12 protein-coding genes are annotated in these 13,386 nt (G+C 70.0%); 2 read left to right on the top strand and 10 right to left on the bottom strand.

What is annotated here, in order from left to right:
- Positions 1 to 7: 7 nt before the first annotated feature.
- The 3 genes from ABZ948_RS04880 to ABZ948_RS04890 are packed head-to-tail and all read right to left on the bottom strand — an operon-like array spanning position 8 to position 4,583.
- Positions 8 to 2,008: an ABC transporter permease gene (locus ABZ948_RS04880; protein ID WP_359757305.1), complete on the bottom strand. Its 2,001-nt coding sequence runs from the start codon at positions 2,006 to 2,008 to the stop codon at positions 8 to 10.
- Complete coding sequence (locus tag ABZ948_RS04885; protein ID WP_359757306.1) at positions 2,008 to 3,093, bottom strand: quaternary amine ABC transporter ATP-binding protein; 1,086 nt, start codon at positions 3,091 to 3,093, stop codon at positions 2,008 to 2,010. Before ABZ948_RS04885 ends, ABZ948_RS04880 begins: the two co-directional genes overlap by 1 nt.
- 20 nt (positions 3,094 to 3,113) lie before the next feature.
- A complete protein-coding gene (locus ABZ948_RS04890) occupies positions 3,114 to 4,583 on the bottom strand; it encodes an aldehyde dehydrogenase family protein (protein ID WP_359757308.1) in 1,470 nt (489 codons plus the stop codon).
- A gap of 217 nt (positions 4,584 to 4,800) precedes the next feature.
- Here ABZ948_RS04890 and purU point away from each other — a divergent pair, with 217 nt between their 5' ends.
- A complete protein-coding gene (purU, locus tag ABZ948_RS04895; RefSeq protein ID WP_359757310.1) occupies positions 4,801 to 5,673 on the top strand; it encodes a formyltetrahydrofolate deformylase in 873 nt (290 codons plus the stop codon).
- A gap of 90 nt (positions 5,674 to 5,763) precedes the next feature.
- On the opposite strand, the gene ABZ948_RS04900 is transcribed toward purU, so the two are convergent.
- Both ABZ948_RS04900 and betA read right to left on the bottom strand, forming a co-directional pair.
- Positions 5,764 to 6,600 carry a methylenetetrahydrofolate reductase gene (locus ABZ948_RS04900; RefSeq protein WP_359757312.1) on the bottom strand — a complete coding sequence of 279 codons (837 nt, stop codon included), beginning with the start codon at positions 6,598 to 6,600 and terminating at the stop codon, positions 5,764 to 5,766.
- 3 nt (positions 6,601 to 6,603) lie between these two features.
- Entirely contained in the window at positions 6,604 to 8,274 is a 1,671-nt protein-coding gene (gene betA / locus ABZ948_RS04905; protein WP_359757314.1) for a choline dehydrogenase, read from the bottom strand.
- A 201-nt stretch (positions 8,275 to 8,475) separates the two neighbouring features.
- On the opposite strand from betA, the gene ABZ948_RS04910 reads away from it, so the two are divergent.
- Positions 8,476 to 9,222, top strand: coding sequence for an IclR family transcriptional regulator (locus ABZ948_RS04910; RefSeq protein ID WP_359757330.1), 747 nt, complete (start codon positions 8,476 to 8,478; stop codon positions 9,220 to 9,222).
- 12 nt (positions 9,223 to 9,234) lie between these two features.
- On the opposite strand, the gene ABZ948_RS04915 is transcribed toward ABZ948_RS04910, so the two are convergent.
- The 5 genes from ABZ948_RS04915 to ABZ948_RS04935 form a co-directional block, all read right to left on the bottom strand.
- Positions 9,235 to 10,365, bottom strand: a complete 1,131-nt coding sequence (locus ABZ948_RS04915; RefSeq protein ID WP_359757316.1) for an aromatic ring-hydroxylating oxygenase subunit alpha — start codon at positions 10,363 to 10,365, stop codon at positions 9,235 to 9,237.
- A gap of 52 nt (positions 10,366 to 10,417) precedes the next feature.
- Complete coding sequence (locus ABZ948_RS04920) at positions 10,418 to 11,578, bottom strand: NAD(P)/FAD-dependent oxidoreductase (RefSeq protein ID WP_359757318.1); 1,161 nt, start codon at positions 11,576 to 11,578, stop codon at positions 10,418 to 10,420.
- On the bottom strand, positions 11,575 to 11,937 hold the full coding sequence (locus ABZ948_RS04925) for a bifunctional 3-phenylpropionate/cinnamic acid dioxygenase ferredoxin subunit (protein WP_359757320.1): 363 nt from the start codon (positions 11,935 to 11,937) through the stop codon (positions 11,575 to 11,577). The genes ABZ948_RS04920 and ABZ948_RS04925 overlap by 4 nt, the downstream gene beginning before the upstream one ends.
- A gap of 214 nt (positions 11,938 to 12,151) precedes the next feature.
- Positions 12,152 to 12,781 carry an MBL fold metallo-hydrolase gene (locus ABZ948_RS04930; protein WP_359757321.1) on the bottom strand — a complete coding sequence of 210 codons (630 nt, stop codon included), beginning with the start codon at positions 12,779 to 12,781 and terminating at the stop codon, positions 12,152 to 12,154.
- Positions 12,781 to 13,386: zinc-binding dehydrogenase (locus ABZ948_RS04935; protein WP_359757322.1), on the bottom strand; the 606-nt coding region annotated here is incomplete at its 5' end. The genes ABZ948_RS04930 and ABZ948_RS04935, both read right to left, overlap by 1 nt.

The raw sequence follows: 13,386 nt of genomic DNA on the forward strand, positions 1-13,386 counted from the left end.
TTGCTCCTTACGCGCTGGTACGCCGCGCCGCTGCCTGAGTGATCCGGTCGAACATGACTCCGAGAAGGACGATGGCGAGCCCTGCGGCCAGTCCCTTCCCGAACAGCTGCCCCTGTGAGAAGCCGGCCACGACGTCGTAGCCGAGGGCGCCCGCTCCCACCAGGCCGCCCACCACAACCATCGACAGCACGTAGATCAGGCCCTGGTTGGTCGCGAGAGTCAGGGCGCCGCGTGCCATCGGCAGTTGGACCTTGGTGATGATCTGCCAGGTGTTGCATCCGGCGGAGGTGGCCGCCTCCACGGTCGTCGCGGGCACGTTCCGCACCCCGTCCGCGATGATCTTCATGGCGACGGGAGCCGCGTAGACGACGGCGGCGACGATCGCCGTGAAGCGGGTCGCGCCGAACAGCGCGAGGAACGGTACGAGATAGACGAACGGCGGCATGACCTGGGCCGCGTCCAGGCTGGGCCGCAGCATCCGGTCCACGAGTGCGCTGCGTCCCATCCACACGCCGAAGACGATGCCGAGAAGCATCACGAGCACCGTGGCGACGAGGGTCGAGGCCAGCGTCGTCATGCCGTCCGACCACACGCCGGTGGCGACCAGCAGCCCCACGCACACCGCCGTGGTGAGGCCGGCGCGCAGCCCGCCGAGGACGACGCCGAGCGCGATCAGCACGGCGCCGACGAGCCACCACGGGGAGTCGGTGAGCAGCGACTGGAAGGGGTTGAGCAGCCCGTTGGTGATGACGTCGCGGACGGCGTTGGTCAGGCCCGAGAGGTTGTCCTGCACCCAGGTCGTCGCGGTGTCGGCCGCGCTCGCGATGTTGCTGCCGATCCCGCCCTCGCCCGGGAACTCCGCCGCCCAGACGTAGGTGTGCGACATGTAGATCAGGACGGCCGTCGCCGCGGCGCCCGCGCCCAGCAGCGGCCGCCGCCACGCCAGGAAGCGGTTCTTCGACCGCCGGGCCTCCTCCTCGCGCGCGCTGGCCGCGGTCGTGACCCGGTCCAGCACGATCGCCATGACGACGATGGACAGGCCCGCGTTGAAGGCCGTGCCCACGTCGAGCGACTGCAGCGCCTGTACGACGGTCTTGCCGAGGCCGGGCGCGTCGATCAGCGCCGCGATGGTCACCATGGCCAGGGCGGCCATGATGGTCTGGTTGACGCCCATCACGACGGTTCGCTTGGACATCGGCAGCAGGACCTTCAGCAGGGCCTGGCGCCGCGTCGCCCCCAGCGAGCCGGCCGCCTCCACCGTGGTCTCGGGCACGGAACGGATGGCGTGGGCGGTGATGCGTATCGCCGGCGGTGCCGCGTAGATCACCGTGGCGATGGTGGCGGAGGCTCCGCCGATGAGGAAGAACAGGGTCAGCGGGGCCAGGTAGACGAAGGTCGGCATCGTCTGCATGAAGTCCAGCACGGGCGTGATGATCCGGTTGAACCGGTCGGACAGCCCCGAGAACACGCCCAGCGGGATGGCGAACAGCAGCGCCACGAAGACGGCCGAGAGGGTGAGCGCCAGGGTGTCCATGCTCTCCTGCCACAGCCCCTGGAGCCCCAGGAAGGTGAAGCCGGCCACCGCCAGCAGCGCGACGCGCCAGTTGCCCACGGCCCAGGACACATAGCCGGCGATGCCGACGACACCGAGCCACCCGATCTGCGGGGCCGGGCGGTCGGCGGAGGGCTGCGAGATCAGCTCCTGCACGAACGTCACCAGGGTGTCGATGACCAGGCGGATCTCGTTGAAGAAGTACAGGAAGAGGGGGTTGGAGTTGCGGTTCGCGCCGATGGAGTCGTTGACGTCGTTGAACCAGCGGTGCAGGTCGGTCAGGTCCGCCGCGGCCAGGGCGAGGGTCTGCTTCCCGCGCAGGACGGCGAAGAGCACCAGCCACAGGACCAGGATGGCGCCGACCACCATGGACCGGCTGACCTTGCGTCCCGCGCCGGCGGCGGGAGCGGGCTCCGCCGTCCGCGTCTCCTCGGGCTTCTCGACGGCGACGGTCATCACGCGCCGCCCTCCTGCCCGGCGACCACCGCGAGGATCTCCTCGTCGCCGACGATGCCGAGCAGCTTGCCGTTCTCGACGACCTTGACCGGCTTGTCGGCGGCCAGTACCGCCCGGGTGGCCTCCTTCACCACGACGTCCGGGCCCAGCTCGGGACCGTCCAGGGCGTCGCCGTCCTCCAGGGGCCGCATGATCCACCGCAGGGTCAGCACGTCACCGCGCGGGACGTCCTTGACGAACTCGCGCACGTAGTCGTCCGCCGGGGCGCCCACCAGTTCGTCGCCGGTGCCGCACTGGACCATCGCGCCGTCGCGCATGATCAGGATGCGGTCGCCGAGTTTGAGGGCCTCGGACAGGTCGTGGGTGATGAACACCATCGTCTTGCCGACCTCGTGGTGCAGCCGGATGACCTCGTTCTGCATGTCCCTGCGGATCAGCGGGTCGAGCGCCGAGAACGGCTCGTCGAAGAAGAGCACGTCGGGATCACCGGCCAGCGCCCGGGCCAGACCGACGCGCTGCTGCATGCCGCCGGAGAGCTGGTCGGGGTAGGAGTTCTCGTAGCCCGCGAGGCCGACCAGTTCGACGACCTCCTGGGCCCGCCTGACGCGCTCGGCCCTGCCCACGCCGCGGATCTCCAGCCCGAACGCCACGTTGTCGACGACGCGGCGGTGGGGCAGCAGACCGAAGTGCTGGAAGACCATGGAGAACTTCCGGCGTCTGAGGTCGCGCAGGCGCTTGTCGTCGGCCTGGCGGATGTCCTCGCCCTCGAAGACGATCTCACCGGCGGTGGGTTCGATCAGCCGGGTCAGACATCGCACCAGCGTGGACTTGCCGGAGCCGGACAGCCCCATGACGACGAAGACCTCGCCGGGCGAGACGTCGAAGTGGACGTCGCGCACGGCGGCGGTGCATCCGGTGCGGTCCATCAGCGCGCGGCGGGTCAGCCCGCGCAGCTCCTCGGAATCCGGGACCTGGTCGGCCTTCGGTCCGAACACCTTCCACAGCCTGCGCACGGAGATGACCGGGGTGGAGCCCGAGTCCTGGGACGTGCCGCGCCGCTGCGGCACCTCGGTCTGTGTGGTCACGTTCGACCTTCTTTCGGCATTCAGCCGCGGAACCAGTGCTGCGGCCGGGGTTGGATGTTCTGCCAGATGTGTTTGGGCTCTCGGTACTCGTTCAGGCCGGTCGGTCCCAGCTCCCGGCCCACGCCCGATCGCCCGAAGCCACCCCATTCCGCCTGCGGCACATAGGGGTGGTAGTCGTTGATCCAGACCGTCCCGTGACGCAGCCTCCGGGCGACCCGCTGGGCCTTGCCGGCATCCTGCGTCCACACGGCTCCGGCGAGTCCGTACGCGGTGTCGTTGGCGATGCGTACGGCGTCGTCCTCGTCGGTGAAGCGCTCCACGGTGAGCACGGGCCCGAAGGACTCCTCGTGCACCACGCGCATGTCCTGCCCGCACTCGTCGAGCACGGTCGGCAGGTAGTAGTGGCCGCCTGCCAGCGCCGGGTCGTCGGGCCGGGCGCCCCCGCAGCGCAGTACGGCGCCTTCGGCGAGCCCGGCCGCGACGTACGCCTCGACCTTCTCCAGGTGCTGCGCGGAGATCAGCGCCCCGGTCTCGGCGTCGGGGTCGAAGGGGCCGCCGAGCCGGATCCGCCGGGCCCGGCGGACCACCTCGTCGACGAAGCGGTCGTGCAGGGAGTCCTCCACGACCAGCCGGGCCCCGGCCGAGCAGACCTGGCCCGAGTTCAGGAAGACGGCCGTGAGCGCGAAGTCCACGGCCGTGGCGAAGTCGGCGTCGGCGAAGACGACGTTGGGATTCTTGCCGCCCAGCTCCAGCGCCACCTTCTTCACGGTCGCGGCGGCGGTGGCCATGATCCGCCTGCCGGTCTCCAGGCCCCCCGTGAAGGACACCATGTCCACGGCCGGGTCCTCGGACAGCGGCGCGCCCACCTCGGGCCCGGTGCCGAGGACGAGGTTGGCGACGCCGGCCGGGAGCCCGGCCTCCTGGAGAGCCCTCATCAGCAGGATCGAGGTGGAGGGGGTGAGCTCGCTGGGCTTGAGGACGATCGTGTTGCCGGCCAGCAGAGCCGGGGCCACCTTCCAACCGGCTTGCAGCAACGGGTAGTTCCACGGGGTGATGAGCCCGCACACACCCACCGGCTCATGGACGACCCGGCTGACGGCGTCGTCGCGGCCGGTGTCGATCACACGGCCGGCGTCGGTGCCGCCGAGCCCGCCGTAGTAGCGGAGGCAGGAGACGACATCGGCGATGTCGTACTCGCTCTCCACCAGCCGCTTACCGGTGTCGAGGGACTCGGCGCGGGCGAATTCCTTGGCGTCGCGTTCGAGGATGTCGGCGGTGCGCAGCAGCAGTGCGCCGCGCTCCCGCTCGGGGGTGCCCGGCCAGTCCCCCGTGTCGAAGGCGCGCCGCGCGGCGGCGATCGCCGCCTCGGCGTCGGGGCGTGTGCCTTCCGAGACGGTCGCCGCGAGCGTACCGTCGGCGGGACATCGGATCTCCCGGCGACCGCCGTCCACCGAATCCCGCCATTCGCCGTCCACATACAGGTCTGCCACGCGACGAGCCTTTCGATGGAAATTCGTTGCGCATCGTGCACCCTATTGCTTGTGGTGGAACACAGTGTCGAATGGGAGTACCCACGTCAAGGGGTGGGCGGATGACGATTTCGCCAGGCGCGGCTTTACCCGCCCGCCCTTGACCGCGAGCGGCCGCGAGCCGACCATGTTGCGCATCGCTCACCATGTTGTGCATGACGCACCGACGGAGGCCGCCATGTCCCCCCGACCGCAACCTGGCCGTGAGTACGTCCTCACCCTCTCCTGTCCCGACAGCGCCGGGCTGGTCCACGCCGTGAGCGGCTTCCTCGTCAGGAACTCCGGCAACATCCTGGAAAGCCAGCAGTTCGACGACCGACTTCAGGGCCGCTTCTTCATGCGGGTCCACTTCGACGTCTCCGACCCGGACACCGAACTGGAAACCCTGCGATACCGGTTCGGTCCGGTGGCCCGGGCCTACGGCATCTCCTGGGCCCTCAACGAAGCGGCCACACCGACCCGGACACTGATCATGGTGTCCAGGTTCGGCCACTGCCTGAACGACCTGCTCTTCCGTCGGCGCACCGGCGCCCTCAACATCGAGGTCCCCGCGATCGTCTCCAACCACCGGGACTTCGAGGGACTCGCCCGGACGTACGACATCCCCTTCCACCACGTGCCGGTGACCAAGGAGACCAAGCCCGAGGCCGAGGCACGGCTGCTGGAGCTCGTGCGTGAGCTGGACATCGACCTGGTGGTGCTCGCCCGCTACATGCAGGTCCTCTCCGACGACCTGTGCAAGGAGTTGGAGGGCCGCGCCATCAACATCCACCACTCGTTCCTGCCCAGCTTCAAGGGCGCACGCCCCTACGAGCAGGCCTACCGGCGCGGAGTGAAGCTCGTCGGCGCGACCGCGCACTATGTGACGCCGGACCTGGACGAGGGTCAGATCATCGAGCAGGACGTGGTCCGGGTGGACCACTCGCTCGACCCCGGCGACCTGGTCGCCGTCGGGCGGGACGTGGAGGCGCAGGTGCTCGCCCACGCGGTGAAGTGGCACAGCGAGAGCCGTGTGATGGTGGACGGCAACCGCACCGTGGTCTTCCGCTGAACCGAGTCACGAAGGCGTCGGGACCGGATTCCGGTCCCGACGCTTTCGTATACGGCGCGAGTCGGTCTCCGGCCCCTGCCTTCTCCCGGTTCAGCCGCCCAGCCGGTCCAGCAGCGCGCGGCGCCACCGCTCCGTCTCGGCGATCTGGTTGAACGTGAACAGGTGCAGGCCGGCCACGCCCGCCGAGGGTGCGGTGAGGGCCTCCTCGGCACGGGACAGCAGCCGCTCGGGGGCGTACCCGCCGGGGGCCGCGAAACGCACGAACCAGGAGGCGTGCTTCGTCAGGAAGCGCGTCGACTCCCCCACCCCGATCCTGGCGGCCATGGCCAGCAGCTTCGTCCGCTGCACGGGCCCGGCGACCCCCATGTACACGGGCAGGGTGACGTCACGGCGCCGGATGCGAACGAGCCATTCCGCGAGCACCCGTGGGTCGAAGCACAGGTTGCTCACGATGTAGGTGGCGTGCTCGCGCTTGTCCCACATGGCCTGGACGGTGACGTCGTCGTCGATGAGCGGATGGCTCTCCGGGTAGCCGGTGATCCCGACGCGGGTGAAGGGACTGCCCAGCTCGCTCAGTCTGCGCAGGACCGGGAGGGCGCCGCCGTAGGCCCCGGCGGGCGGGTCGGAGTCGCCGGCCGGGACGAACACGTCGTCCACACCCGCCTCCAGGAGCCGGCCGGTGACCTCCTTCAGGTGGAGGTCGTCCCGCAGCAGCCGGGCGGGCACGTGCGGGACGACCCGGTAGCCCTGCGCGGCGAGCCTGGAGGCGAGGGCCAGGGTCGGCTCCAGGCCCTTGACCGGCGACGCCGTCACGGTGACGACGACGTCGCGCGGGACGTGGGCGAGGACCTTGTCCTCGGTGGCCTTCGCGGGCAGCACCTCGTAGCGGACGCTCTCCAGCAGCGCCCTCAGACCTGTCGCGCTCAACACCTACTCCGTCTGCTTCCGGACGTCACGATGGCGGTAGTACGCGGCCTTGGACGGCGCCGGCGGCTCCTTGCCGAGGATCAGGTCGGCGGCCTTCTCGGCGACCATCATCACCGGGGCGTAGATGTTGCCGTTGGTGACGTACGGCATCACCGACGCGTCGACGACGCGCAGGCCTTCCACGCCGTGCACCCGCATGCTGGTGGGATCGACGACGGACATCTCGTCGGTGCCCATCTTGCAGGTGCAGGACGGGTGCAGGGCGGTCTCGCCGTCCTTGGCCACCCAGGCGAGGATCTCCTCGTCACTCTCCACCGACGGACCGGGTGAGATCTCCCCGTCGTTGTAGGGGGCGAGCGCGGGCTGGCCGAGGATCCTGCGCGCGACCCTGATCGCCTCGACCCACTCGCGGCGGTCCTGTTCGGTGGAGAGGTAGTTGAAGCGCAGCGCCGGGTGCTCGCGCGGGTCCCTGCTCCTGATCTTCACGGAGCCGATGGCGTCGGAGTACATGGGTCCGACGTGCACCTGGTAGCCGTGGCCCCCGGCGGGCACGGAGCCGTCGTAGCGGACCGCGATGGGCAGGAAGTGGAACATCAGGTTGGGGTAGTCCACGTCCTCGTTGCTGCGGGCGAAGCCGCCGGCCTCGAAGTGGTTGGTCGCGGCGGGGCCCTTCCTGAACAGCCACTGCAGTCCGATGAAGGGGGCCCGCCACTTCGCCAGGTACGGCTGCATGGAGACCGGCTGCTTGCAGGCGTACTGGATGTACACCTCCAGGTGGTCCTGCATGTTCTCGCCGACGCCCGGGAGGTCGTGGACGACGTCGATGCCGAGGGCGCGCAGTTCCCCGGCGTTGCCGACGCCGGAGAGCTGGAGCAGCTGCGGGGAGTTGATGGCGCCGCCGCACAGGATGACCTCCTTGGCGCGGACCTGCTGGAGGGCGCCCCGGCCGCGCTGGTACTCGACCCCGACCGCGCGCTTGCCCTCGAAGAGGACGCGGGTGACGAGGGAGCGGGTCCGGACGGTGAGGTTGGGCCGTCTCATCGCGGGCTTGAGGTACGCCTTCGAGGCCGACAGCCGGCGTCCGCGATGGACATTCCGGTCGAACTTGGCGAAACCTTCCTGTCGGTAGCCGTTGACGTCGTCCGTGGGCGCGTAACCCGCCTCCTCGGTGGCCTTGAGGAAGGCGTCGAAGAGGGGGTTGGACGCCGGGCCGCGTTCGAGGACGAGCGGGCCGTCATGGCCGCGGAACTCGTCGTCGGGGTCGGCCGCGAGACAGTTCTCCATGCGCCGGAAGTACGGCAGGCAGTGTGCGTAGTCCCAGGTCTCCATGCCGGGGTCGGCCGCCCAGCGCTCGTAGTCCATGGGGTTGCCGCGCTGGAAGATCATGCCGTTGATGCTGCTGGAGCCGCCCAGCACCTTGCCGCGCGCGTGGTAGATGCGCCGGCCGCCCATGTGAGGCTCGGGCTCGGACTCGTACTTCCAGTCGTAGAACCGGCTGCCGATCGGGTAGGTCAGCGCCGCGGGCATGTGGATGAAGACGTCCCACGGGTAGTCCGGCCGGCCCGCCTCCAGCACCAGTACCCGGTTGGCCGGGTCGGCGGAGAGCCGGTTCGCCAGTGCACTGCCGGCCGAACCGCCACCGACGATGACGAAGTCGTACTGCAGGGGAGCCATGATGCCTCGTCTCGCTCGCGCCGTAGATGTGCGAGGCATGCTAGACCTGGTCCCGTCATGCGCACCAGGTTGCGGAGCACGCAACTTGCCGAACATCGTTTCGACGGCATTACTTGCAGGTGTGTTGTTTACTGCGCGTATAGTTTTACTGTGAGCAACTACAGCCCTGACACAGAAGCGTCGAATTCGCACGCCGGTGGCGTGCAGTCGGTGGACCGCGCCATCAGCGTTCTGGAGATCCTCGCTCAGCGTGGCGAGGCGGGGGTCAGCGAGGTGGCGGGCGAGATCGACGTCCACAAGTCCACCGCCTTCCGTCTGCTCGGCGCCCTGGAGGCGCGCGGTCTGGTGGAGCAGGCCGGCGAGCGCGGGAAGTACCGGCTCGGCTTCGGCATCGTGCGCCTCGCCGGCGCGGTCACCGGCCGTATCGACATCACCCAGCAGGGCCGTCCGGTCTGCGAGCGTCTCGCCGAGGAGATCGGCGAGACGGTCAACATCGCCGTCATGCAGGAGCACTACGCGATCAACCTGTACCAGGTGCGCGGCCCGGGCGCGGTCACCGCGCACAACTGGGTCGGCCAGCTGACCCCGCTGCACGCCACGTCCAGCGGCAAGATCCTGCTGGCCCACCTGCCCGCGAAGGAGCGCGCCGCGCTGCTGTCTACCGCCGGGATGAAGAAGGTCACCCCGCGGACCATCACGGCGAAGACGAAGCTCGAGAAGAACCTCGCCGAGGCCCGCGAGCGCGGCTACGCGTGGACGCTGGAGGAACTGGAGATCGGCCTGCACGCCATGGCCGCACCGGTTCGCAATCGGGACGGCGATGTCATCGCGGCGCTCAGCGCCTCCGGACCCGCGTACCGGTTCACCGAGGAGCGCCTGCACGAGCTGGCCCCGGTGCTCCTCAAGGGCGCCGAGGAGATCAGCCACCGGATGGGCTACCTGGGCTGAGCCCCGGCCGCGTCACGCCTGAGGGGTGCCCAGGCGCTCGTTCACCCAGTCGTGGAAGGCTCCGATGTGGTGCTCGCTGGGCACCAGCACGCCGCCCTTGGCGTACATCCGGGAGCCCATTGCGGGCTGCGTGCGTTCGCAGGCGTCGAAGTCCTGCTGATTGACCCGGTGGAACAGCTCCACGGACCGGCTGACATCCTTGCCGCTCTCGACGACGTGCGGCAGGTACAGCCAGTCGCACTCGACGACCGTGCGGTCCACGGACACCGGATACATCCGGTGGAAGATCACGTGATCGGGCACCAGATTGATGAACACCTGCGGCCGGACGGTGATCGCGTAGTAGCGGCGGTCCTGGTCCTCGGCGACACCGGGGATGCGGTCCAGGCCCTCGGAGCCGTCGACGGTGAAGCCCTGGACCTCCTCGCCGAACTCGGCGCCGTGCCCGACGTAGTACTGGGCCGCGTAACCGTCCGCGAACTCCGGCAGCACCTCGGTGAGTTCGGGGTGGATCGTGGCGCAGTGGTAGCACTCCATGAAGTTCTCGATGATGAGCTTCCAGTTCGCCTTCACGTCGTAGACGATCCGCTTGCCGACCGAGAGGTTCTCGATGCCGTAGCGCTCGATCGACTCGACGTCGCCGAGGCGGGCGACGATCTCGCCGATGACCTCCTCCTCGAAGGAGGGCGGGTTCTCCGCGAGGCAGACCCAGACGTAGCCGAGCCATTCGCGCACGGCCACGCTCGCGAGGCCGTACTCGGTGCGGCCGATGTCGGGCATCTTGGTGAGGTTGGGCGCCGCGACGAGCTTGCCGTCCAGGCCGTACGTCCAGGCGTGGTACGGGCACTGGAAGGCCCGCTTGACCTCACCGGTCTCCTCGGTGCAGAGCTTGGCACCGCGGTGCCGGCACACGTTGAAGTACGCCCGGACGCTGTTGTCCCTCGCCCGCGTGACGAGGATGCTCTCGCGGCCCACGTCGACGGTGCGGAAGGCACCGGGCTTCGCCAGCTCGGAGGCACGCGCCACGCAGAACCACATGGTCTCGAATATGCGCTCCTGCTCCTGGGCGAAGATCCCCGGGTCCGTGTAGGAGGAGCCGGGGAGGGTGGCGATCAGACTGTCCGGCAGGCTGGTCGAGGTCACGTTGCACTCCTCGGGAGACGTCATGGAGGGGTCGTTCACGCGCCGAGAAGAGTCAGGACGCGGCGGCGAGCTGCTTGCGCCAGCGCATGAACAGCCGCGGCTGGTTCATGCCGAGCACGGCGACCGGGTCCCCGGCCCGCCGGTAGACGGCCAGGACATCGCGGTCGTCCGCGGTGCCCGCCTCGATGGTCACGCTGTCGGCGCCGGCCGCGTGACCGGCGAACTGGATCTTCACGCCGTACTGGTCGGACCAGAAGTACGGCGGCCGGGGCGCCCCCGGTTCCACCGCACCCCCCGCCAGCAGCGTGGCGACGGCGGCGTCGGCGCGCTCGCGCGCACCCGTCCAGTGCTCGACGCGCCGGTGCCGGCCCGCGCGCGGGTCGTACCAGTTGGCGCAGTCACCGACCGCGACCACGCCGGCCAGGCGGGTACGGCCGTCGGCGCCGCACTGGACGCCGTCGTCGAGAGCGATGCCGGAGCCTTCCAGCCACTCGACGTTGGGGCGGGCACCCACGCCGACCACCACGATGTCGGCCGGGAGGCCACGGCCGTCCTCCAGCAGGACGGCGTCGACACGCCGCTCCCCGCTGAGCCCTTTGACGCCCACGCCGCACTCCAGTCGTACGCCGTGGTCGGTGTGGAGGGCGGAGACGATGGCCCCCATGGCCTCGCCGAGCGGTCCGGCGAGCGGCGTCCGGGCCGCCTCGACGACGGTCACGTCCAGTCCGAGGGCGGACGCGGTGGAGGCGACCTCGGCTCCGATGAAGCCTGCGCCGATCACCACCAGGCGTCCGCCGCGGAGCAGTTCGTCCCGCAGGGCGCGGGCGTCGTCCAGGGTGCGCAGCGTGTGCACGCCGGCCAGGCCCTCGGAGCCGGGGAGCGTGCGTGCCGCGGCGCCCGTCGCGATGACGACCCCGTCGGCCCGCACCTCCCGTCCGTCACCCAGCCGGACGACGCGCCGTGCGTGGTCGAGTCCCGCGGCGCGGACGCCGAGCAGCCACTCCGCCCCGAGGTCCTCGTCGTCCGTCTCCAGCGCGAGTTCGGCTTCGCCCAGCGTGCCGGCCAGGAACTCCTTGGACAGCGGGGGCCGGTCGTACGGGCGGTGGAGCTCGTCGCCGATGACGACGAGCCGGCCGTCGTAGCCCCGCTTGCGCAGGGAGCGCGCCGCTGACAGGCCGGCCAGCGACGCGCCGACCACGGCGACCGTCCTCACGCGGGACCTCCGGCGAGCCGGGCCGCGATGCAGGGCGGCAGGTTGGGCGCGTCCATGGACAGACGGACGTAGATCATGCCGTTCTCGACGAGGACCTCGTGCGTCCGGACCGGAAGCTTGGCCGGCGGGGCGTCGACCGCACCGGTCCGCAGGTCGAACTTCGAAGCATGCAGCGGGCATTCCACCTCGCAGCCCTCCAGCCAGCCGTCGGCGAGCGACGCGTCCTGGTGGGTGCAGGTGTCGTCGATGGCGAAGAGTTCGCCGTCGTCGGTGTGGAACACCGAGACCGGCGGATCGATGTCGAGCCGGTGGGCCTCGCCCCGGGGGAGATCCTCGAGACGGCACGCGGGAATCATCATGACACCTCGGTGCGTATAACGAAACGGATTGCGGTAAGCGCAACATCAGTCTGGGGTTGCCCAGAACCCTTGTCAAGGCATTCAGAGGCCGCTCTGACGCCGTTCATTTTGTTGCGTCAGGTAGAACCCAACTCACATACAACAACAGCCCGTCCTGTCGGATCGCGATCGCCGCGAGCCGATGGGACGGGCCTGCGTGGGTCCCCCGAGGGCGTCAGAAACCGCGGTCGATCCACTCCTGGAGGTGCGGGGCCTCGGCGCCGACGGTGGTCGTGTCCCCGTGCCCGGTGTGCACGACGGTCGCTTCGGGCAGCGTCAGCAGCCGGTCCCGGATCGATTCCACGATGGTCGGGAAATGGCTGTACGACCGCCCTGTGGCCCCTGGCCCGCCGGCGAACAGCGTGTCGCCGCTGAAGAGCGCCGCGAGGCCCGGTGCGTACAGGCAGACCGCCCCGGGGGCGTGGCCGGGCGTGTGCAGCACGGTCAGTTCGACACCGGCCACCGAGAGGTTCTGGCCGTCGGTCAGTTCGGCGTCCGGTGCCCTGTCGGGGTGGGTCTGTTTCCACAGCGGCAGGTCGTCGGGATGGAGGAGGACCGGGGCGCCGGTGCGCTCGGCGAGGGCGGGGGCGGCGTCGATGTGGTCGTTGTGGGCGTGCGTGCAGACGATGGCGGTGAGCCGGCGGTCCCCGACGGCCTCGGCGATGGCGTCGGCGTCGTGGGCGGCGTCGATGACGATCGCCTCGGTGTCGTCGCCGACGATCCACACGTTGTTGTCCACGTCCCAGGTGCCGCCGTCGAGGGTGAACTGCCCCGAGGTGACCAGGCGGTCGATGCGGGCGGCCATCAGAGGACCACCACCGAGCGCAGGACGTCGCCGTGGTGCATGCGCTCGAAGGCCTTCTCGACGTCGTCCAGTGCGATGGTCTCGGTGACGAAGGCGTCCAGGTCCAGCCGGCCCTGCAGATACAGGTCGATGAGCATCGGGAAGTCCCTGCTCGGCAGGCAGTCGCCGTACCAGGAGGACTTCAGGGCGCCGCCGCGGCCGAAGACGTCCAGCAGGGGCAGTTCCAGCTTCATCTCGGGGGTGGGCACGCCGACGAGCACGACGGTGCCGGCGAGGTCGCGGGCGTAGAAGGCCTGCTTGTAGGTCTCGGGGCGGCCGACCGCCTCGATCACCACGTCGGCGCCGAAGCCTCCGGTCAGCTCGCGGATCGCCTCGACCGCGTCGGCCTCCTTGGAGTTGACGGTGTGGGTCGCGCCCAGCTTGGCGGCCGTCTCCAGCTTGCGGTCGTCGATGTCGACCGCGATGACCTTCGCCGCACCCGCCAGATTCGCCCCGGCGATCGCCGCGGCCCCGACGCCGCCGCAGCCGATGACCGCGACCGTGTCGCCCCGGCCGACGTTCCCGGTGTTGATGGCGGCGCCGATGCCCGCCATCACGCCGCAGCC

This window comes from Streptomyces olindensis (assembly GCF_040645895.1).
Lineage (GTDB): Bacteria > Actinomycetota > Actinomycetes > Streptomycetales > Streptomycetaceae > Streptomyces > Streptomyces olindensis.